Below are 20,579 nucleotides of genomic sequence, written 5' to 3'. Positions count from 1 at the left end.
TGTGAAACACTGAATCCCGCATCATGCTGCGGAATACACCGCAGCTTTAGTTACCGGTGGTTTCGGCTATTTTACCAGAGACTGTCCGGCGTGAAGGCGATGCCTATATTCAAGCCCGGGAAGTCGAACCCGCTTTCAAAGCCACGCCCGTAGGTGATATCCAACTCGAGTAATCCGGGAATCAGCCCGAGGCGGAGCCCGCCGTTCAGGCCGAAGTCCGTGTTTTCGGCAAATATTTCTGCAAGCACTGAAACCCTGTCATGGAGGCCGAAATCGCCGCGGATACCGTAAATCGGGCTGAATTCCCAATCTTCACCGTCATCAGCGAGGGTAAAACCCGCATTGAGGTGCAGCATGGAGCTGCCTCCCAGAATCAGACGACTGTAGGGAACGTAAGCCATGAACTCTTCAAAATCACCGCCGTCGCTGAATCCGAAGGCGGCGACAAGGCCCACAGCACTGCCGAATTCCTCAACATCGCGGTTAACCGCTTTGAGTTCAGCAAAAAAGCCAGCGAATTCAAAATCGCCGGAGGTATCAAAGGCGAGTCCGGTGGTGAGTTCAAGCCATTCGGTAACTGCAAAAGCAGGCTGAAAGATGGCTTCTTCGGTGCCGGCCCAGGTTTCGATCTGAAAGGAGCGCTCTGTTGTAACAGCAGCGTCATCGATGATCATATGCTGGGCATTGGCAGCCTGTGCAATCATCAAAAAAAGACCGACCATCAGCATGATGGCGATTTTGATGAGAAGACTGAGGTCTTGGGTGAGCTTCTTTTCGTAGCGCATAGTTTTATTTTTGCGGTACGGCAGAGATTGCATCACAAGCATAAAACCGGTCCCGGCACTTACAGCAATTCAAAAAAACGTACCACACCCATGCATTAATGCCGGTATCTGGGGTTTATTTATCGCTGGATTGGTGCGTCCGGAGACTGCGCTGTAAAGTTTCATCACGGGAGGGCGGTGATGAAACAAAAACTGTTTAGCTTAAAAGCTTACAGAAATTAATCTCACCACGTGCGGTACCGCAATTGCGCTGACTTACAGCTGCAGGATCAGGGTCGGGATCCGGGTCATTACGCAAGCAACAACTATGACTGTCGTCCATGTCCGTGGTTAAGTTTAATTTTTGGTTGTTAAATCCGATATTTTCGGATGCCCAAATTTTATGCTGATATTTGAGTAATGTCAACAGGTAAAATTTCCCTGAGCCTGATTCGGTTTTAAACCACCGATTTAAGACGATCTCACAATGCGACTTATCGCTCTTATTATCAGAATCTTACACAGCCATACTTTTTTTCAGAATTATCATCAGTTCTTAAGCTTAAAACCATGCAAATAAGCTATTCTTCGATAACCCGTTTCACATGATATCATCAACCGGGACGGCGCCAAAAATATTTTTTGTATCAAACGTGTGGCCTGAGCCGGACTCTTCGGCGGCCGGGCGGCACATGCTGCAGCTGCTCGAAAGCCTGCACCGCAGCGGCTCCGAAATCGTTTTCGGCTGCACCTCAGCCCCGAGTGCGTTCATGAGCGAAACCGTACGGCAGCTTTGCCGGCTGGAACAGCTGCGCATGAATTGCAGCAGCATTGACACACTCGTGAAGCAACTGAAGCCTGATATCGTAGTTTTCGACCGCTTCATGGCCGAAGAACAGTTCGGCTGGCGGGTACGGGAGGCCGCGCCTGATGCTGCCTGCGTACTCAATACCGAGGACCTGCACTTCATCCGTCGCTGGCGCGGCAGCACTAAGCCCGGCACCGATTATTCGTTCACCGAAATATCGTACGAGACCTTCCAAACCGACGACGCGCGTCGGGAGCTCGCCTCCATATTTCGCTGCGATCTCTCCCTGCTTATGTCGGAAGCAGAACTGCAAATAATATCGCAATTTATCCCTCAAATGAAGCCTTTGCTGCATTATCATCCGCTTTGTGAGTCGGCAGATAATGTATCCGATTCGCTTCAGCAGAACCTAAGCTTCAACTGTATTTCGTTGGGAAACTTCCTACACAAACCCAATCAGGATGCCGCACAGGTTTTAATTCAGGATATCTGGCCGGCACTTCGCCGGGAGCTGAACGGTGCGGAACTGCATCTCTACGGGGCCTACGCCACCGAAAAAACGCTGCGATGGTCGGAGCCTCACAACGGTATTCAGGTAAAGGGGCGTGCCGCTGAACTCACGGCATGCCTTAACGGGCACCGGCTGCTGCTTGCTCCTATCCGTTTTGGTGCCGGACTCAAAGGCAAACTGCTCGACGCCATGCGGCACGGACTGCCGTTCGTGACTACGCCCATCGGCATTGAAGGGATCGATGAACCCGAAAACTGCCCGGATTTTGTGGCATTCAATCGGGATGATTTTATCCGGAAAGCCGCCACGCTCTATCAGGATGATGGGCTCAGAAAAAGGTTCAGATTGTGGGCGGCAGAGGTTTTGCGAAACAAGTTTGATGCACAACAGCACGAAACAGCGCTGCTCAGCCAGCTGAGTCAGCTGATGCGGGACCTGCGGCAAATCCGCGAAAAGAACATCACCGGCGGCATCCTCCGGCATCACACTATGGCGAGCACGCGCTATATGGGGAAATGGATTGAAGAAAAAAACAGGCGATCCTGATACTGACTGCGCTGATTAAGCACTTCACAAGAAACCCTTGCCGATCTTATTTTAGAGCAAAAAAAATCCCCATGCCATTTCGGACACAGGGATTTGGGGATATAATATGTATAACAAATTTTACTGCGGAGAGAGAGGGATTCGAACCCTCGATACCCCGGAGGGGGTATAACACCTTAGCAGGGTGCCGCTTTCAACCACTCAGCCATCTCTCCGGTTGAAGACTTCAAATATAAACTTATTTAGGACTGAAGTGCAACCCCAATATTGAAATCCTGCATTTTTATTTCCCTTTACCGGCTTCATCCTCGATTACATAAATCTGTGCCAGGTTGCGGCCTTCCTGCGCATAATCAAGCCCATAGCCAAGCACAAAAAGTGTGGGAATCTCAAAACAAACATACTTTATATCTACATGATATTTAAGGGCTTCTGTTTTTTTAAGGAGAGTAACCCATTCAACAGAGGCAGGTTTTTTCTGATCCACGATATTTGTGATGTAGGAGGCAGAAAGCCCGCTATCGATGATATCTTCCACGAGAATAACATGCCTGCCTGTAATATTGGCGTCCACATCTTTGCGCTGCTGCACTTCACCTGAAGAAACTTTCGCGTCGCCGTAACTGCTCAGCTTATAGAAATCGACCTCACAAGGGATCGTAATATGCCGCATCAGATCAGCAAGGAAAATAAAAGCACCGTTCAGAACACCAATCAAAATGGGCTTTTTCCCTTCATAATCGCGGTCAATTTGCGCACCAATTTCGCCAATGCGTTTCTGAAGCTCGGCCTCAGAAATCATCACCTTAAACTTTTCACCGTTACACACTACCTCATCAGGCAAATAGAAAGACATAACTCACTTTATACGTTTAATTTTTATGGATTTATCCTGCAGTTGAGTACAGGCTGCATGTGCTGCAATAAGTCCCGCTTTGCCCGTAACATCCATCGGAAAGATAACAGCCGCAATTTTGCCATCAAACGACTGAACAACAACTGCCTGTTTTTTTTGCCATGAAGGCACTTTCTGATCTGTAAGTATATCTGAAACGAGCTTAGACCCGCGCATCCCGAGCGGATTCATGCGATCTCCGGCTTTCCAGTACCGGAACCTGAGCGGAAAAAGCAGAGCGTCTTCCCTCAGCTCCAGGGTCAGCAGCTCCGGTTTTCCATCCCAAGCGCTCTCTGCCAACTGAAAATTATTTTCACCCAGCCGTACTGCGCTTGTTGTGGAAATCTCGCTCCTGTCGAATGAAACAGATGCAAGCGGTTCAGGAATAGTACTGTGCTGATTTAACAAAAGTAATTCTTGCCGCTCCCTCATCACCTCATAACCCAATCCAAGCTGAACCCTGCTGCCTGTTTGCTTTCTGAATAATTGCTGAACAGCGGAAATAACAGACTGATTCGTATGAAAGCCTGCCTGTCTAAAAATCCAGGCACCTAATATTTTTTGTCTGTTTTCGGCATTAAAAGAATTTAATGCCGAAAATTTTATTTTATTATCAAGCGTAATGAGATTAATTATCCCGTTCACCAGATTGTCCTGAGTCCGGTTGAAGTCAGTCTGTTTCCCGAAACGCTCCTTCCATCCCGGAAAGAGATCATTCAGCACAGGGATAATTTCATGCCGAATCCGGTTTCGGGTGTAAGCTGCTGAAGAATTACTCTCATCTTCGCGCCATTCGAGCCTGCACTCACGGGCAGCATTAAGAATTTCATCCCTGCTCAGGCCAAGCATCGGCCTTACAACATTATTTTTCAGCTCATGAATACCTCTCAGGTTCCCGGAATCACCACTTCTGAAAAGTTGTAACAACATGCTTTCGCTTTCATCATCTGCGTGATGCGCTGTGAGCACAGCTGAAGCTTCTGATGCCTGTCGCACTTCCTCAAAAAAACGGTAACGAAGCTCACGCGCAGATTCCTGAAAATTCCCCTTTAACTCCTCAGGTTTTGCATGATGCACAAAACAGGGAATTCCGTATGCCCTGCAGCAGGAAACAACATGGCGTTCATCCAGATCACTTGCCTCTCCCCTTTTAGCATAATTTACATGAGCAGCGACTACCGGCCAGGGATGCAAAGCGCAACGGGCAAGCAAAAGCATGCTGTCAACTCCTCCGCTTACGGCACAAACTATTTTTTTTGCCGGTAATTTAATTGCTTTTAAAATCTCAGGAGACTGGTTCAAAACGAATGTCCTGCTTTGTAAACCTCTTCACATTGTCCTCTTCATCCAGAAATACGGGGTAGCCGGTGAGATCTAAACCGAGGAACTTATATTTTCCGTCAAGCAGAACTCCCTCCGTTTTAATGTAATTGAGCTGGCCGTACCCACGGTGCAGGCGGTTAATTTCCAAAAGCTGCTGTTTCAATTGCGTTTTTCTGGCTATGTACTGCTCTTCCAGTTCGTTAAGCACAGCAGCGAGCAGATCTGTATGGTCAATACACCGATCCAGAATACTGCCAAGACTTACCGCATAATCTCCGACCTGGCTAACAGGTGCATCGTTGGTGTTAATGCCAATACCAATTACAAAACGTTCAAGCTCCGAACCGATAAAGGTGCTTTCTGCGAGGATACCGCATACTTTTTTGCCGCCAACAAGCACATCATTCGGCCACTTGAGGGTTGCATTAACGGCACAATGCTTTTTTATGGCACTTACCACGGCATATGCGGAGAGCTGCAGCAGCATTGGCAGCGAGGCGTCGTCAGCGGGTTTAAAAACTACCGAAAATGTAAGGGCATTATTTTCTGCTGTAAGCCAGCGGTTTTGGCGTTGCCCTCTGCCTGCATGCTGCATGCCGGCCACACACACAAGGCCTGGTAGCACGAGTTCAGCCGGCATTTTTTTGACGAGGGTATTTGTTGAAGCCAATTTCTCAAAATACCAGAAATCGGTTCCAAGCAAACGGGTCGTAAGTGCCTTATTCAGACGTATAAAGTCAATGAGTCCGGCAGACTTTGGAGTTTTGTTTTTCATAGCTGAAAATGCATATAAAAAAAGCCCTGTGCAATATGCACAGAGCTTTGGAATGTAAGCCGTTTGAGGTTTACAGGGTGTACACCTGTAATTTAGTTCCCGTCACCGATTACAAGAATTGAATCCTTCGAACCATACTCGTTAAGTTCGTAGCGGTCGGCTTCATCATCGTTTTCCCAGCGCTCGCCGTCGAGGAAATAGCGAAACTTGTATTCCGTTTCCGGCTTAAGGCGAAGAACGGTTTCCCATCCTCCGTTTTTTTTCTCCAATTTGTTTGCAGCAGGATCCCAGTTATTGAAATCGCCTACAACTGCAGCTTCTTTTTCCGCCCATTCAGCCGGAATCTGAAGCCGTACTTTACAAATGGTTTTTTTGGGGGTGAATTCTTTGCTTACCATAGCTATGATAATTTTTTTAATGAACTGAAGTGAACACTCTAAAACTAATTGCTTTAATTTATAAAGTCAATCACCCTGTTTTAGCATAAGTTTGTCCTGCACCTTCAATTTGGCCAAAGAATTTTAAAAATTACTGCACTTCACCTAATTTAATACGGCATAAAACCGCTTTCATACATCTGCCTTTTATTCCGGACCGGAAATACCCGCTATTGCAAAGGCCTCATTTGCTTTATATTATAAAGTAAATGAGGCGCAAAGCAGCATTCTCTCCGTTAAACTATGCTGAAACTTTGAACTATTTTCCCGATTCCTGGCCGGCAGCATAAACTAAGCGGTTGCGACAGGCGGGCTGTAATCGGGCCGGTTGATTTCAGACATCAATTTCATTCAGCCTGCGCTTAAGCAGCTCAATTTTCTCTATGGGAAGTGGGTCAACTTCAGAGAGGATTGCGAGATAAAAGGAAATAAAATCACCCATGAGAATCATAAACAGTACCCGCTGAACCACATTTTCCCCTATGGAGTGTACCCGTTTTAGCGTAAGGGAGTGGGGCTCGATCAGTTGTGCGGTAACATCCATTCTGTGCCTTACCCGCATGTGATCGCTGTCGTCCTGAAGGATGATGACTGACAGTTTGCCCATGAGGTGCGCTGTAAGTTCCCAGCCCTCAATTTCGTTATGGTTCATTTCCGGAATATGGCTGCAGTAGGCCAGCACTTTGGCATTTTCATGAAACTGCGTTTTCCATCGAAGCGCAACCGGCGCCATCAGCCCGTCGCCGGAATAAATAATTGGCAGGGTTGATTTTAGGTCTGCTGCCATTTCAATTGCAATATTTTCTTCCAAACCCGAGAGTATTTCGATCTGTTCCTCCAGGAAATCCGCAGCGCCGTTAAGTTCATCGTTACCGGGTTGAAAAACTTCAAGGTGCTGAAATACCCGCCAAAGTGCTGTAAATGAGTATGCGAGTGCTGCCCTTGTAATCCGGGACTTAGGAAGCAAAATTACCGGTATCTGTTGTTCGGATGCCATATCAGCAAGAATTCCGCCGGTTGTGATAATCACGCGCTGTGCCCCCCTTGCACCGGCTTCTTCAAAAGATGACAATGTTTCTTCTGTATTCCCGGATTGTGAAACAGCAATAACGAGTGTCCTGTCGTTCACAAATGAAGGCAGCGAATACGATTTGTTAACATGTACCGGAAGATGGCCGCATTCGAGGCACATTGCACGTATGAGCTCACCTCCGATAATGGCGCCGCCCATGCCCGTTATAACAACATCCCGTATTTTGTTTCTGTCGATATCAATCTTGTAGTCTTCCGTTTCAAAAACGGCGTCTCTAAGCTGCTCATCAAAGGTACAAAGCTTATCCCACAGTCCCTGAGGATCAACCAGCCGGATATTCTCCAAAGTAATCATTGCAAATCCCTGTTTTAATCGAAGCTAAAACTGCATCATTATTTTTTTTGCATCTTTAGTTGTTTCAACATTTAATATAGATAAGGCCTGTTTCTCCATCAACGCCAAAGTATGTGCGCGGAGCTTTTTTTTCACCTGCGGAATGTAAGGGCCGGCCATACTGAGCGAGCTCACGCCAAGCCCCGTTAAAATGCAGGCGGCCTGCGGGTTGGCTGCAAGCTCACCGCAAACGCTTACTCTTATATTATGCCCGCGGCAGGCCCGCACAACCTGATTAATAAGCCGCCAAATTGCCGGGTGTGCTGAGTCAAAATATTCCGCAACACGGGGGTTGCCGCGATCAGCGGCGAGGGTGTATTGGGTTAGATCGTTGGTACCTATGCTCATAAAATCAACGATACCGGCAAAAGCATCAGCCATGATAGCTGTGGATGGCACTTCAACCATGATGCCAAGTTCGGGCTTTTGTGCCGGAAAATCCTTCAGCAACCGGTCAAGCTCAGCTCTTACTTCGAGTACGTCTTCGGTACGGGTTACCAGCGGAATCAGGATTCTGAGTTTACAGGGATAGCTGTTCACAGCCTCCAAAATCAGCTGAAGCTGTGCCCTGAGCAGGCTGCGTTTTTCCAGCAGAATTCGGATGCCCCTCCAGCCAAGTGCCGGATTTTCTTCACGGTCAGCATAACTCGGCAGTTTGTCGCCGCCCACATCATACAATCGAACCGTAAGGTAGTCTTGCCCGGCAAGCTGCGCGGCACGTTCCAGAAACCGCTTCTGGTCGCTGCCGGCAAAAGAACCGTTTTCAGGGGCTGTATCATCCTGGCTCTGATCCAGAAAGTAGGCTTCCGTACGGAGCAGGCCAACGCCTTCCGGCTGATATCGCATCACACGGTCTATTTCGGCTTCGAGCTCAAGATTTACACGAATCGGTATTTTATTGCCGCAGGCGGTCATTCCGGGTTCGGCGTACAGCTTTTGTTCATCGGCCTTCTCCCGGTCGATGGCATCAGATCGTACCTGAATCTGCTTCAGGAAAGCCCGGGCAGGCTGCGTAATCACTACCCCGTTGTAGCCGTCAACCACAACCCATTCGCCGGGCTTTATGCCTTTGGTGATGCCTTCCACTTCAAGAACAAACGGAATGCCCATCGATTTTGCGATAATGGTTGCGTGCGAAGTTAGCCCGCCCCGTTCAGCTACGATGCCTTTCACCTTGCGCCTGGCAAAGAGGATAATCTCCGAAGGGTTAATCTCACGGCTTATGATAATGGCGTTTTCCTGTACCTGCACAATCATCTCTTTTTGCTGCAGGCTGCTGATAATCCGGCTTCGGATATCCACAATATCCGGGATGCGATCTTTAAAAAAGGTGCTGCCTGAAACCTCAAGCTTTTGAATGTACCCCCGGAAAACCAGAAAAATTGCTCTGTCGCCGGGGATGAGGTCCGTACGGATACGCTCATTAATTTCAGCAATAAGCTGCGGATCCCGAAGGATTTCCCGGTGGAAATCCAGAATGTCTTTCGCTGCTTTGCCGCCCAGTTCATTTTCCTGCCCGGCAAGCTGTGCTATTTTGCGGGTCTCCAGCTCAACAATACGCATGGCCGAAGCCACTTTTTTTTGTTCTTCCTTTACCTGCTCAGAACCTATTTTGCGATCAGAAAGAACAACTGATTGCGGGTTGTAAACAAAAGCCGGTCCCGCTGAAAGACCTTCTGCCGCCGCCATGCCCCGCCAAACGGTATTATATCCCGGCACTGAATCTATGGTGTACATTTATGAACTCCCGCCTTCATCGGTATCCATCATCCCAAAGCCCTGTTCAAACAGATGCGATATGGCTTCGCAGGCCTGTTCTTCATCCTCACCGCTAAACTCCAGTTCAAGCTCGGCCCCGCACTCTGCTGCAAGGGTGAGAACTCCCAGTATGCTTTTGGCATTGATGCGGTACCCGTGTGAGTGAATATGGAATTCTGAAGTAAATTTTGCAGCCGTTTTCACAAGCATAGATGCCGGCCTGGCATGAATTCCGCTTGAGTTAATTACAATTACCTTTTTTTTGATCATGTATTGACGGATGTCCTTTTATGGTGATGTCCCCTTGCTTGCGTACCGGCAAATGGCAGGTAACAAATCTCAAATAAATCTGCACTGGCAGTATTCTGAATATATTAAACCTGAAGCTGACATGGCATAACAGATTCTGCGCATAGGGTGTAAAAGTGGTAATTCACGGGGATTAGGTTTATTTTGCGCAGTTAATTGCCGTATGCGGGATGTCAGTCGGATCTGCCCCGTGAATTCAACTAAATTATCGAACGTATGTCTGTTACAAGGGAAGATGTTTTGCACGTTGCCAGGCTCGCAAGGCTTCGGCTCACTGAAGCTGAAACAGAGCAGCTCGCCGGTGATATGAATCAGATTTTGGGCTATATGGAGCTGCTCAATCAGGTTGATACGGATGGTGTTGAGCCGCTTGAGCACGTAATTGATCATGAACCCGGTTTACGGGCCGATGTTGCGCTGCCGCCGCTGCCGCACGAAGAAGCCCTCAAAAATGCACCCGACGCCGATGCCGATCATTTCCGCGTTCCCCGTGTAATCGAGTAGCCCCCCTCAACGAGCTTTCCAATTGTCTGATGCCATCGAACCGAACCTCCCGTAAAACAATCCGCAGCTTCACCCGCCCCCTGTCACACTGGGATAAAATCCGGCCGGCATGGCAGCATGTTATCTGCCTGAGCTTCCTGTTCATTCTGCCGCTGTTTCATTACGGGGATGTGATTATCGGCGATAAGCGCTTCTTCTCTCCCGATATCATTCAGTGGCGGGCAAGCGCCGAATCGGTGATTGAGCACCGCGAACAATTCGGCGAAGAGCCGCTGTGGGCGGAAAATATGTTTTCGGGCATGCCAGCCTTCATCGTTTCGTATGTGCGCTCGGTGCCGCATTTCGACAACATTTTTAAATGGATGGCACCGGTTTTCCCCGCCGCCGCCCTCTGGGTGATGCTCGTGGGTATCTACCTGTTTTTGCTACGGCTGAAGCTGCATCCGCTGGCCGCGGTAACCGGCGCGGTGATTCTCGGCCTCACGACCTACATGCCCATTATTGTCGGGGCCGGGCACAACGCCAAGGTGTACGCGCTGGCCTTTATCCCGTGGATGTTCTACGGCTACATGCTGCTCACCCGCTCACGACACTGGATTCTCGGACTCGCCGTTTTTGCGCTCGCGGCCAATCTGGAGTTCCGGGCAGGGCATCCGCAGGTTACTTATTTCTTTTTGTATCTGTTTTTCATTTGGTGGGTGTATGATACCGTGAACGCGTGGCGCAGCGGCACCCTGCCGGACTGGATGCGCAAGACCGGGCTGATTGCCGCGGCCGGGCTGCTCGCGCTTGCGGCCAACGTGCAGCCTTACTGGAGCATCTATGAGTACTCGCCCTACAGCATCAGAGGCGGTAGCGGTGCTGAGGAGCGCAGCGGGCTCGACCTCGATTACGCCATGGCCTGGTCGCACGGCTGGTTCGAGCTCACAACCCTGGCAGTGCCGGGCATCATGGGCGGCAGCTCAGCCGACGGCCTGTACTGGGGTCCCAAAATCATGACAAGCGGACCGCATTACCTCGGTGCGCTTTCCGTGCTGCTCATCCTTCTGGCCCTCTTTAAAGTAAAATCCGGCCTTAAATGGGTATTTTTGTCGGGCGCTGTACTTTCAGCCCTTTTTGCGCTGGGCGAACATTTCCTTGCCTTCAATCAGCTCTTTTTTGAGTACATGCCGCTGTTCAACAAATTCAGGGCACCGGAAAAATGGCTGATGGTAACAACTTTCAGCCTCGGTATGCTGGCGGCGATGGGTGCGAACTGGCTGTTCAGTATCGAACGAAGGAATGAAATCACCCGGCTCAAAGATATGCTCTGGCCTGCCCTTGGTGCAGCCGGACTGGGACTGATCTTATTTTTTGCCGCATCAAACATGCTCAGCTATACCAAAACCGGCGAACGGCAGCAAATTGCGGCACAGCTGGCCCGGGCAAATCAGGTTGATATTTCGGACCCCCGAGTGAATGAAGCAGCCGGCCGGTTCCTGGCTGAATTCCGGCTTGAGCGGGAAAATCTTGCCAAAAGCGACACAACCCGCTACCTGCTCTTCACCAGCGCAGGTCTTGTGCTGATCGGTGCATTTGTGACAGCCAAACTTCCGGCCTATGCCGTAATCCTGCTGTTCATCGCCCTGCTCACCGCCGACCTGAGCAGCGTAGGCAAACGCTACATACCGCAAACAAGCAAGGTGGATCAGTTCGTGTCGCAGCGTGATTTCCTGGAACGGCAGCGGCTTCCGCATCACACCTTTATACAGCAGCAGCAGCGCGAAAGGCCCTATCCCTACCGGGTTTTCCCGATTGATGAAAATCCGTTCAATAATGCTGTGCCAGCCTATTTTTACCCCAGCGTTGGCGGCTACACCGGCGCAAAAATGAACCGTTATCAGGATGCGATCGACCAAGCTTTTTTTGCATCTCCCGGCCTTAACTTTGGGCTGCTTGATATGCTTAACGTGCGCTACATCACCGCTGCACGCGACCTGCAGTTCCCTGATTTCCCACTGGTATTTGAGGATGAAACCGGAGTTGTGATGGAAAACCGGGGCGTTCTGCCCAAGGTATTTTTTCCCGGCAACGTGAAAGCGGCGGAATCACCCTCTGCAGCACTCAACTTTATCAGTGAGCCTTTCTTCAGCCCCGAAATCCGGTCTGTGATCGAAAAACCCGAAGAAACGCTCCGCACGCACAGGGCCGACCCCCGGGCACGTTTCAGCGTAAGCCGGTACAATGCGCGGGAAATTGCATTTACGGTAAACAAAACGGAACCCGGTTACATCGCCATATCCGAGATGTACTACCCGGCCGGGTGGCGGGCTTATGTAAACGGCGAAGAAAACGACATTTATGCGATGAATTTCCTGCTGCGAAGCCTCTACCTCACCGCCGGCGAACACGAAGTACAGCTGATTTTCGAGCCCCGCTCCCACACTCTGGGCTCCGTACTCTCATGGATTTTCAACCTTGTAATTCTGGGTTTACTGGGTTTTGGAATTTTTCAGGTGATGCGGCCCGTGCCCCTGCCCGAAGTACAAGGCGGGAGACCGGTTCCAGAACAAATGCCGCCACGCCCTTGAAGCGCGTTCTGATTATCACGTATTACTGGCCGCCAAGCGGAGGCTCAGGCGTACAGCGCTGGCTCAAATACGCCCGCTACCTGCCTGAATACGGCTGGCAGCCCGTTATTTACACCCCGGAAAATCCCGAAGCCCCCGCAACCGACAGCAGCCTGCTGGCGGAGGTGCCGCTACAGGCGGAAATAATCAGACGACCCATTACGGAACCTTATCAGTGGTACAAAAAAATTACCGGCCGCAGGGAGTCCGTAAATGTAGGCTTCATCCGCACCGAAGCGGAGGGGTCAGAAAGCCGCGCGGAGCTGCTCTCACGCTGGGTTCGCGGCAATTTTTTCATCCCGGACGCACGCTGCCTGTGGATTCGCCCTTCAGTGCGCTTCCTGCAGCACTACCTGAGGGAAAACCCGGTGGAGGCAATCATCAGCACGGGGCCGCCGCACTCCATGCACCGTATTGCGCAGCAGCTTGCCCGGAAAACGGGCCTGCCCTGGCTGGCTGATTTCCGCGACCCGTGGACCGGCATCGATTTTTATGCCGATCTGCTGCTCACACAGCCCGCTGACCGGCTGCACCGCCGCATGGAGCGGTCGGTGCTTTCACAGGCCGATGTGGTAACAACGGTAAGCGGAAGCATCCGCGGGGAGCTGCTCGAAAAAGGGGCGCGCAGGGCGGAGGTAATCCCCAACGGCTACGACCCTGCTGATTTTGCCGGCCTAAGCACCAAAGTACAGCCTGCATCAGACTACTTCACCCTAACCCACTCCGGCTCACTCGTACCCTCGCGCAATCCGCGCGCGTTGTGGGAGGCGCTTGCGAAACTTTGCAGGCAGCTTCCGGATTTCAGGGCAAAGCTGCGCATCCGGCTTGTGGGCAGTGTGGACAGCAGCGTGCGTGTTTCCGTACAGGAAGCAGGTCTGGATGGGAATTGCACCTTCATCCCCTATCTGCCGCATCAGCAGGCGCTTGAGGAAGTTTTCTCCGCAGATGTGCTGCTGCTGCTAATAAACAACACCGCAAATGCCGGGGGCTTCCTTTCGGGCAAAGTTTTTGAGTATATGGCAAGCGGACGGCCCATTTTGTGCATCGGGCCCGAAAACGGAGATGCGGCGGCGCTGCTGCAGGAAACCGGTTCGGGGCTAACACACGGGTTCAGCGATACAGACGGCATCACCCTATGCCTGGAAAAATGGTTTACCAACTGGCAGCATGGGCGGCCTTCGGTGCAGCCCTCCGCAGAAGCCGTGCGCAGCTACACACGGCCGGCACAAGCCGCGGCTATCGGGCGGCTGCTTGAAGAACTTACGGCTTCACAAAAGGAAGCATCCCTGAAAAGCTACATATAAACTTTTTTCAGGTAAGATTTCAGCACCCGGATGAGCTCCGGCGTTTTGATAGGTTTGGTGATATAATCGTTCATGCCTGCATTAAGGCAACGCTGCTGTTCTTCCTTTACAATACCTGCCGTAAGGGCCACGATCGGGGTGTTTGCATTGGTATGGTTAAGCCTGCGGATCTGCCCGGTAATTTCCACGCCATCGGCTCCGGGAAGGTGAACATCCATCAGAATCAGATCGATTAGCCCGGCCTGTGCATAACCAAGGGCTTCATCGGCATTGTAAGCCTTCAGGAGCTTTGCTTCAGGCAGTAGTTTTGAAATAAGCGTTGTTACGAGCATCATGTTCAGCTCAACGTCTTCCACGATTAAAATGACGGGGTGCCGTTCGCTGATCCGGCGTTTAAAACTACTGAAAAGCGGCCGCATCTTAGCTCCGTTTTCTGCCTTTGCCGATTCCGTGCCGCTCTTCTCGGAGTGCTGCAGGTATGCATGGCCAAGCTTTTCTAACACGGTATCCGGGTGAAACGGCCGGTTCAGTTTAAGCACAAGCGGGAACCGGTCGCGCAGGGCCCGGTCGGCTTTCACAAAATCGGACAGCGGGTTCACAATCAGGCATACAACAGTTGACTCCGGCAAAACCGTGCTGAAAGCATCCAGCTCCTTGCGGTTTCCATAAACCTGATCTTCGGTTCCCAAAAAAACCATTTGCCAGGTTTCATTTTCCGGCAATTCCGATTTCATGAAAGAGCCAACCGAATCGAACCCCCGGGCCTTTACCTGTACGGATGAAAGGATGCGTTCCATTATGGCCCGCTCGCTCTCGTTTTTCATCAGTAAAAGCACATCCGATATACCCGGAATAGAAGCAGGAAGCGGGGATTTTTGCAGCTCTGCTTCAAACTCAACATGGAAAAAGAAGGTACTGCCCTGGTCGGGTTCACTGATCAGCTGAATGGAACCGCCCATTTTCTGGATCAGCATATTTGAGATAATAAGGCCAAGCCCCGTACCACCGAACTTACGCGTTGTGGAGTTATCTGCCTGCGTAAATGCCCGAAAGAGTTTTTTCTGATTTTCCTTGCTGATTCCTATGCCGTTATCATGCACAAAGAAGGAATAACGCCAGCGGTTGCTCCCCTTTACAGGCTCACCGTCAATGCGCAGCTCAACGGTTCCGCGATGGGTAAATTTGTTGGCATTGCCCAACAGGTTAATAAGCACCTGCTTGAGGCGAAGCGAATCCGCGATAATGGTTGCCGGCAGGCCCGGCTGAAGGTTTAGCAGTAATGTGTTGCTGCTCTGCTGCGCCTGATAGGCAAGGATATCCATCACCTCCGTAACAATGGCCCTGAGACTGGTCTGTACCGGATCAAGCTCCAGCTTTCCGGCTTCGATCTTTGAAAAATCAAGCACATCATTAATGATGCCAAGCAGATTGCGGGAAGAGGAGATCACATTAGAAACGTACTCATGCTGTTCGTCGTCGAGATCGGTATCATCAAGCAGCTGGCTAAAGCCAATAACGGCATTCAGCGGAGTCCGGATTTCGTGGCTCATGTTTGCCAGAAACAGGGATTTTGCCTGATTGGCAGCTTCCGCCTTCTGCTTGGCTTCCTGTAGCTGAAGCTCGTAATTGCGCCGCTCGGTGATGTCGCGCGAAATGGCCACAACGTAGCCGTTACCTGCAATGGTTACATACTTCACCGAAACCTCTACGGGGAAAGTGCGCTTGGTTACCAGGTTCGAATTCTGACTGTAAATCGTGAGTGGCCGGCCTTTTTTGAGCTCTTCGATGTGCTGCTGCCATGCGCCTTCATTCCTGAAAAGGGGCTCGAAATCTTTTACGTGATACTTCTGCACTTCCCCTGTGCTTATACCAAGCCGCTGACTCGCTTCCGTGTTCACGTAGATCATCCGGCCTGCTTCATCAGCAACCTGCACCGCATCAGACGAATCATTAATGAGGTTTTTCAGCAGGCTAAGCTCCTGCTCCCGAAGGCGGCTTTCGGTGTTGTCGATCGTAATTCCGAGCAGCCCGATAACCTCCCCCCGCTCATTCATCATCGGGAGCTTCGAGATAATGCCAAAGCGCCCGGGCTTATACTCAAGCTCCTCATCCATAATCGGAATACCTTCCTCAAGCACTATCGAATCCATCATGCTGGCCGGCTGCAAAAACCTTTCATCATAGAATTCCGAATCCTGCCGGCCCAAAGCCAGCTCTTCGGTTTCGACACCCAATATTTCGAGTTCTTTCTTGTTTGCCAGGGTTTTCCGGCCGTGCATATCTTTGGTATAAACACTCACAGGCAGGTTATCAACTACGGTACGCAGCAGCCGTGTTTTTTCACGCAGCTTTTGCTGTGTTTCCCGCAACTCTACTTCACGAAGAATCTGCCGGATCGTGCGGGCGAGCATATCTACCACATGCCGTAACTCGTACTTAAAAGAATAATCCAGATAAGTCTTTTTACCTAAAAGCAGATAGCCGTACTGCTCAATCTTATATAAATAAAAGACCTTTCCGTCAATTTCGGTTTCGCCCGGTGAAATGAGGTCCGGATTCTGATGGTAAGATTCAAGAAAGCCCTGAAGCTCTGCCCAAATAGCCTGCTGACGCACCGATTTGGGATAAATCACCATTTCCCTGAGGCCATCAGCCTCTATTTTGTAAACTGCCGCAAGAAAGCAGTTTAGCTTTTTCATAAATACAGGCAGAGACTTATGTAAAAGCTCCGCTGACTGCGAGTGTGCATCAATGCTGTAAATCAGCTGAAGGAGAATGTTGGTATGGAGTCGCTCTTCAACCATAAAAGTTAAAATGGTGCACGTTACGTCTTTAAAAATCGGGTGCAGGGTAATAATCTTAAGAATGCTGGAAGATAGTAAAGTCAATGAGATAAATACACAGCGATTCCTTTCAGATCTTTTTCTGTATGCATGCTGTAAACTGTATTCAATAACAACAAAACCATTTAATTCTGAATACTATTTTCCCTCCTGCACCAAGCGGACTCTACCGGCATCCGTTAGAACGCCTGCTGACCTGCCCTGAATCTGCCTGACCAATGCTGCTGTAAGCCGAACCGTACCTGACTACCAAAAACTTAACTCTTAGCCTTATTTTAGAAGCTCACCAAAACCTTTTATATGAAAGAAATCATCACCCTTGTCGGGGCGCGGCCGCAATTTGTGAAAGCCTCTGTTGTAAGCCGGGCCCTGCGGGATGCCGGCATACCGGAAGTGCTCGTGCACTCGGGTCAGCATTACGATGCGGCCATGAGCGCGGTTTTTTTTGAGGAGCTCGGCCTGCCCGAGCCCGCGCTCAATTTTGAGGCCGGCTCCGGTTCGCACGGGGCGCAGACCGCCGCCATCCTCGCCAAAACCGAAGAGCTGCTGCTCAGCCGCCGCGACCGCACCCTCGCGCTGATGGTGTACGGCGACACCAACTCCACCCTTGCCGGCGCCCTTGCCGCGGCCAAGCTGCACATCCCCGTTATTCACGTGGAAGCCGGCCTGCGCTCCTTTAACCGGCAGATGCCGGAGGAAGTTAACCGCGTGCTCACCGATCAGCTCAGCAGCCTGCTGTTCTGCAGCTCCGAAACCGGTGCCGCGCACCTGCGCGCCGAAGGCATCAGCGCGGGCGTACACATCACCGGGGATGTGATGCACGATGCCGTCCGGATTTTTTCCGGCCTCGCAACCGAAAAAGGGGAAGCCCTCCGGCTCGTGCCGCTCAACGGCGGGGCGCCCTTCACCCTCAGCGGCCCGGCAGCCCTGCTTACCGTGCACCGGCCCTCCAACACCGACGATCCGGCAAACATGGCGGCCATACTCGAAGGCGCCGCTGACTTTTCGGGGGAGGTCATCTGGCCCGTTCACCCCCGTAACCACGACCGGCTTTCGGGGATGCGCATCCCTCCGAATATCCGGCTCGTGAAGCCGCTCCCCTACCTGAGCCTGCTACAGCTGCTTGCACAGGCAGCACTCGTGCTCACCGATTCCGGCGGCCTTCAGAAAGAAGCCTACTGGCTGAAGAAAGCCTGCATCACCCTGCGCCTCGAAACCGAATGGGTCGAAACCCTCGAAGGCGGCTGGAATCAGCTCACCGGCCCGGATGCAGCCGCCATCCGTCAGGCCATCAGCAACCCGCCTGCAACACCCTGGCAGCCGCTTTACGGCGACGGCTACGCCTCGCAGCACATCGCAGCGATCATTAAAGCGCACTTCGGCTTATGAGCTACAGCTGGCGCATCGAAAAAATAAAGCCCGAAAACTGGCCCCTCTGGGATGCCTTCGCCCTCGAGCAGCGCGACGGAACCCTGTTCCACAGCAGCATCTGGCTGCGCGAACAGCCGCAGACCGAGACCGAAATCTTCGGACTCTTTAAGGGTGATGCGCTCATGGGCGGGGCGGCTTTGGCGGTGAAAACAAGATGGCGGCAGCGGCTCGTACCGCAGCCCCGCATGACCCCGTACTACGGGCCCGTTTTCTCTGATGCGCTGGTGCAAAGCCCGCAGCTGAAGGAAGCCTTCAAACAGCTTCTCACCGGGGTTTATGCCTCTTTCGATGCCTTCACCTTTAACCTGCCGCCACAGGCCGTACAAACACGGCAGCTGCTGCAAAACCACGAAGCAAAACTCATTCCCGGCTGCAGCCATCGCAGCCTGCGCACCAACCGGATTTCCGGCCGCGCTCCCGATGAGCTGATTGAGAGCTACAGCGGCACTTCGCAGCGGCGTTACATCCGCCGGGCCATGCGGAACCCTGAGCTGAGGGCTGAAAGCACAACCGATTTCGAACAGGTCTATGCCCTAAGTGAGGAGAGCTTCCGCGCCGCAGGCCGGGCGCATCCCTTCCCGAAAAATGACTTCATCCGTCTTGCCGAGTCACTGCACGAAAACGGCCTGGCATGTTGCCTTTGCGTGCGCCTGAAGGACGAGATGATTGCCGCCTACTGGGTGCCTTTCGACCGGCACACGGCCTACTACATTGCGAGCGGACTCAGCCAAAAACACCGCAGCCTGCACGCCGGACCCTACGCCCTGCACCTCATGATTTCCTTTGCGATGGAACACAAACTTGTTTTTGATTTTGAAGGATCTATGAATGAAAACATCAACCGATACTTTACATCATTTGGTCCTGAGGCGTGCACCTATGATCATTATAAAAGTGTTACATCATCTGCCGTCCGCACACTAAATTCGCTCAGACTTCTTCGCTTTTAGCAGTCTGATTTTTCTTTTTTGTGATGATGAATTTCAAGCCCTGTTCCGCCACGGCATCATGTTCAGCAGCTCGCCTTCTTCCGTGAGGTAGCTGCCCATGCAGTCAGCCGTGAGGCAGGAATGAACCGGCAGCACCCCGATCAGGTCCCCGACCTGAATCTCTTCAAACGCCTCCCTGCCAAGCCTGATGATGCCGTGCTCCTGCGAGAGCTTGCGCACAAATCCGCCGGGTATCGGCGCTCCCCAGCGGTCGGCTGAGAGCTGCACCGGCCGGCCAAAAATCATTTGTGTGCCGGAATCGCCGGCTGTGGTAAGCCAGTCCTTCGAAAAGTGTACCGCGCCCCCGTGCACCACTATTTCGTTGCGGCTTTCCTCCTTTGCAACGACGGGACAGGCCACACACACCGCTATATCGCTGATTTCGCAGGCACCGACGGCTCCCTGCGTGAGGTCATAGAAAATAAAATTACCGGGATGAATGGCATAAATGCCGCTGAAATCCTCCATAATCGAGCAGCCCGGCGTGTCGCCCATATCGATTTTAAGCTCAGTAAAGTCAGCCATCCAGCGACCCTTCAGCTGCCCGAGCGCAGCAAGGGTTTGCAGGTGAATCTCCGCCACTTCCTCCGGACCCGCAACATCATACGTATGGCCGGCATGTATGTAGAAACCGTAGAACTGGTGCCTGTTTTGCTGCTGGAGGTAATGCAGAAGCTTTTCAATCTTATCTCCATCATTCACCGAAATACCGGTACGACCATATCCCGCTTCAACCTCGACGATCAGGTTTACAGGCTGTATGACCTCTTCAACTAAAAATCGTGCACTTCCTAACGATATTACGTTAAGGGTCAGGCTCACGGAGGCGGAGAGCCGTTTGATCCGCGAAAGGTCCCGCACATTCACCGGAAACAGCACCGTAATATCGTTCCATCCGTGACTGGCGAAATATTCAGCCATAAGCAGGCTCGAAACACTGATCCGCGAAATGCCCGCCGCGCGGAACCACTCCCCAATTTCTGCCGACTGATGCGTTTTGAAATGCGGATTGAGCACCACGCCTGTGCGCTTTGCTTTCTCGGCCATGCGCCGCAGGTTCCGCTTCGCGATGCGCGTATCGAGTAAAAGAGTAGGTTCGGTTAGCGATTGCCAGTTTGTTTTCATAAAAAAAGGAAGACCGTTATCAGTGATTGGTTCATCGCTGATAATAGCCCTCCCTGTATCGCTTCGCAACTGTTTCTGATGCAGCGTTGCTTAGCGTATTAGTCCTTCGAATCGCCCAGCTGCCGGTAAACCTGATTCAGGTCGCGGGTGTAAACGTTTTGCTCGTGATCAAAATCTTCGTAGCCGAACTCATCGTCTTTCTCCAGCTCTTTGCCGTCAAAT

The 20,579-nt window shown here is 51.4% G+C and carries 16 protein-coding genes, 1 tRNA gene and 1 pseudogene; 6 read left to right on the top strand and 12 right to left on the bottom strand.

The genetic code is table 11. The annotated features are described in order from the left end of the window. Positions 1-71 precede the first annotated feature (71 nt). On the bottom strand, positions 72-785 hold the full coding sequence (locus tag LAT75_RS10340; protein ID WP_291482588.1) for a hypothetical protein: 714 nt from the start codon (positions 783-785) through the stop codon (positions 72-74). A gap of 584 nt (positions 786-1,369) precedes the next feature. Here LAT75_RS10340 and LAT75_RS10335 point away from each other — a divergent pair. Beyond that, the gene (locus LAT75_RS10335; protein WP_291482587.1) at positions 1,370-2,629 is read left to right on the top strand and encodes a glycosyltransferase; all 1,260 of its coding nucleotides are present in this window, start codon (positions 1,370-1,372) and stop codon (positions 2,627-2,629) included. A 126-nt stretch (positions 2,630-2,755) separates the two neighbouring features. On the opposite strand, the gene LAT75_RS10330 is transcribed toward LAT75_RS10335, so the two are convergent. The 9 genes and pseudogenes from LAT75_RS10330 to LAT75_RS10295 all read right to left on the bottom strand — a co-directional run bounded on the left by LAT75_RS10330 (position 2,756) and on the right by LAT75_RS10295 (position 9,513). Then, positions 2,756-2,844 (bottom strand) — tRNA-Ser (locus tag LAT75_RS10330). A 68-nt stretch (positions 2,845-2,912) separates the two neighbouring features. Then, the gene (gene hpt, locus LAT75_RS10325; RefSeq protein ID WP_291482586.1) at positions 2,913-3,485 is read right to left on the bottom strand and encodes a hypoxanthine phosphoribosyltransferase; all 573 of its coding nucleotides are present in this window, start codon (positions 3,483-3,485) and stop codon (positions 2,913-2,915) included. A 3-nt stretch (positions 3,486-3,488) separates the two neighbouring features. Next, complete coding sequence (gene tilS / locus LAT75_RS10320) at positions 3,489-4,247, bottom strand: tRNA lysidine(34) synthetase TilS (RefSeq protein ID WP_291482585.1); 759 nt, start codon at positions 4,245-4,247, stop codon at positions 3,489-3,491. A 12-nt stretch (positions 4,248-4,259) separates the two neighbouring features. Further along, a pseudogene (gene tilS / locus LAT75_RS15640) lies at positions 4,260-4,826 on the bottom strand (tRNA lysidine(34) synthetase TilS); the annotation flags it as partial. Further along, the gene (locus LAT75_RS10315) at positions 4,810-5,622 is read right to left on the bottom strand and encodes a biotin--[acetyl-CoA-carboxylase] ligase (protein WP_291482584.1); all 813 of its coding nucleotides are present in this window, start codon (positions 5,620-5,622) and stop codon (positions 4,810-4,812) included. The gene LAT75_RS10315 and the pseudogene tilS (LAT75_RS15640), both read right to left, overlap by 17 nt. A gap of 92 nt (positions 5,623-5,714) precedes the next feature. After that, positions 5,715-6,020 carry an isoamylase early set domain-containing protein gene (locus LAT75_RS10310; protein ID WP_291482583.1) on the bottom strand — a complete coding sequence of 102 codons (306 nt, stop codon included), beginning with the start codon at positions 6,018-6,020 and terminating at the stop codon, positions 5,715-5,717. Between the two features lie 373 nt (positions 6,021-6,393). After that, entirely contained in the window at positions 6,394-7,446 is a 1,053-nt protein-coding gene (locus tag LAT75_RS10305; RefSeq protein ID WP_291482582.1) for a bifunctional phosphoglucose/phosphomannose isomerase, read from the bottom strand. Between the two features lie 24 nt (positions 7,447-7,470). Beyond that, the gene (ptsP, locus tag LAT75_RS10300) at positions 7,471-9,222 is read right to left on the bottom strand and encodes a phosphoenolpyruvate--protein phosphotransferase (protein WP_291482581.1); all 1,752 of its coding nucleotides are present in this window, start codon (positions 9,220-9,222) and stop codon (positions 7,471-7,473) included. Beyond that, positions 9,223-9,513 carry an HPr family phosphocarrier protein gene (locus tag LAT75_RS10295; protein WP_291482580.1) on the bottom strand — a complete coding sequence of 97 codons (291 nt, stop codon included), beginning with the start codon at positions 9,511-9,513 and terminating at the stop codon, positions 9,223-9,225. It lies immediately after the preceding gene. 255 nt (positions 9,514-9,768) lie between these two features. On the opposite strand from LAT75_RS10295, the gene gatC reads away from it, so the two are divergent. Genes gatC through LAT75_RS10280 form a run of 3 tightly spaced genes read left to right on the top strand, consistent with a single transcriptional unit; the run spans position 9,769 to position 13,969 of the window. Next, complete coding sequence (gatC, locus tag LAT75_RS10290) at positions 9,769-10,056, top strand: Asp-tRNA(Asn)/Glu-tRNA(Gln) amidotransferase subunit GatC (RefSeq protein WP_291482579.1); 288 nt, start codon at positions 9,769-9,771, stop codon at positions 10,054-10,056. 29 nt (positions 10,057-10,085) lie between these two features. Then, positions 10,086-12,626, top strand: a complete 2,541-nt coding sequence (locus tag LAT75_RS10285; protein ID WP_291482578.1) for a hypothetical protein — start codon at positions 10,086-10,088, stop codon at positions 12,624-12,626. Then, complete coding sequence (locus LAT75_RS10280) at positions 12,623-13,969, top strand: glycosyltransferase family 4 protein (RefSeq protein WP_291482577.1); 1,347 nt, start codon at positions 12,623-12,625, stop codon at positions 13,967-13,969. The genes LAT75_RS10285 and LAT75_RS10280 overlap by 4 nt, the downstream gene beginning before the upstream one ends. On the opposite strand, the gene LAT75_RS10275 is transcribed toward LAT75_RS10280, so the two are convergent. Continuing rightward, positions 13,960-16,773, bottom strand: coding sequence for a PAS domain-containing hybrid sensor histidine kinase/response regulator (locus LAT75_RS10275; protein WP_291482576.1), 2,814 nt, complete (start codon positions 16,771-16,773; stop codon positions 13,960-13,962). The two genes, LAT75_RS10280 and LAT75_RS10275, sit on opposite strands and share 10 nt — an antisense overlap. 339 nt (positions 16,774-17,112) lie before the next feature. On the opposite strand from LAT75_RS10275, the gene wecB reads away from it, so the two are divergent. Together wecB and LAT75_RS10265 are read left to right on the top strand one after the other, a co-directional pair. After that, positions 17,113-18,201, top strand: a complete 1,089-nt coding sequence (gene wecB / locus LAT75_RS10270; RefSeq protein ID WP_291482575.1) for a UDP-N-acetylglucosamine 2-epimerase (non-hydrolyzing) — start codon at positions 17,113-17,115, stop codon at positions 18,199-18,201. Next, positions 18,198-19,193, top strand: a complete 996-nt coding sequence (locus LAT75_RS10265) for a GNAT family N-acetyltransferase (protein WP_291482574.1) — start codon at positions 18,198-18,200, stop codon at positions 19,191-19,193. The genes wecB and LAT75_RS10265 overlap by 4 nt, the downstream gene beginning before the upstream one ends. Positions 19,194-19,226: 33 nt before the next feature. Here the strand turns inward: LAT75_RS10265 and LAT75_RS10260 are convergent, their stop codons facing one another. Continuing rightward, a complete protein-coding gene (locus LAT75_RS10260) occupies positions 19,227-20,357 on the bottom strand; it encodes an alanine racemase (RefSeq protein WP_291482573.1) in 1,131 nt (376 codons plus the stop codon). Positions 20,358-20,579: the final 222 nt, after the last annotated feature.

The sequence above is a fragment of the Cyclonatronum sp. genome, from assembly GCF_022565315.1.
In the GTDB taxonomy this organism is placed as follows: Bacteria; Bacteroidota; Rhodothermia; order Balneolales; family Cyclonatronaceae; genus Cyclonatronum.
This window is presented reverse-complemented; position numbering and strand designations above follow the sequence as displayed.

What these genes read in the sequence shown, in the direction of transcription:
- LAT75_RS10340 (WP_291482588.1), bottom strand. Translation starts at nt 785, where the DNA reads ATGCGCTACGAAAAGAAGCTCACCCAAGACCTCAGTCTTCTCATCAAA.
- LAT75_RS10335 (WP_291482587.1), top strand. Translation starts at nt 1,370, where the DNA reads ATGATATCATCAACCGGGACGGCGCCAAAAATATTTTTTGTATCAAAC.
- hpt (WP_291482586.1), bottom strand. Translation starts at nt 3,485, where the DNA reads ATGTCTTTCTATTTGCCTGATGAGGTAGTGTGTAACGGTGAAAAGTTT.
- LAT75_RS10315 (WP_291482584.1), bottom strand. Translation starts at nt 5,622, where the DNA reads ATGAAAAACAAAACTCCAAAGTCTGCCGGACTCATTGACTTTATACGT.
- LAT75_RS10310 (WP_291482583.1), bottom strand. Translation starts at nt 6,020, where the DNA reads ATGGTAAGCAAAGAATTCACCCCCAAAAAAACCATTTGTAAAGTACGG.
- LAT75_RS10305 (WP_291482582.1), bottom strand. Translation starts at nt 7,446, where the DNA reads ATGATTACTTTGGAGAATATCCGGCTGGTTGATCCTCAGGGACTGTGG.
- ptsP (WP_291482581.1), bottom strand. Translation starts at nt 9,222, where the DNA reads ATGTACACCATAGATTCAGTGCCGGGATATAATACCGTTTGGCGGGGC.
- LAT75_RS10295 (WP_291482580.1), bottom strand. Translation starts at nt 9,513, where the DNA reads ATGATCAAAAAAAAGGTAATTGTAATTAACTCAAGCGGAATTCATGCC.
- gatC (WP_291482579.1), top strand. Translation starts at nt 9,769, where the DNA reads ATGTCTGTTACAAGGGAAGATGTTTTGCACGTTGCCAGGCTCGCAAGG.
- LAT75_RS10285 (WP_291482578.1), top strand. Translation starts at nt 10,086, where the DNA reads ATGCCATCGAACCGAACCTCCCGTAAAACAATCCGCAGCTTCACCCGC.
- LAT75_RS10275 (WP_291482576.1), bottom strand. Translation starts at nt 16,773, where the DNA reads ATGGTTGAAGAGCGACTCCATACCAACATTCTCCTTCAGCTGATTTAC.
- wecB (WP_291482575.1), top strand. Translation starts at nt 17,113, where the DNA reads ATGAAAGAAATCATCACCCTTGTCGGGGCGCGGCCGCAATTTGTGAAA.
- LAT75_RS10265 (WP_291482574.1), top strand. Translation starts at nt 18,198, where the DNA reads ATGAGCTACAGCTGGCGCATCGAAAAAATAAAGCCCGAAAACTGGCCC.
- LAT75_RS10260 (WP_291482573.1), bottom strand. Translation starts at nt 20,357, where the DNA reads ATGAAAACAAACTGGCAATCGCTAACCGAACCTACTCTTTTACTCGAT.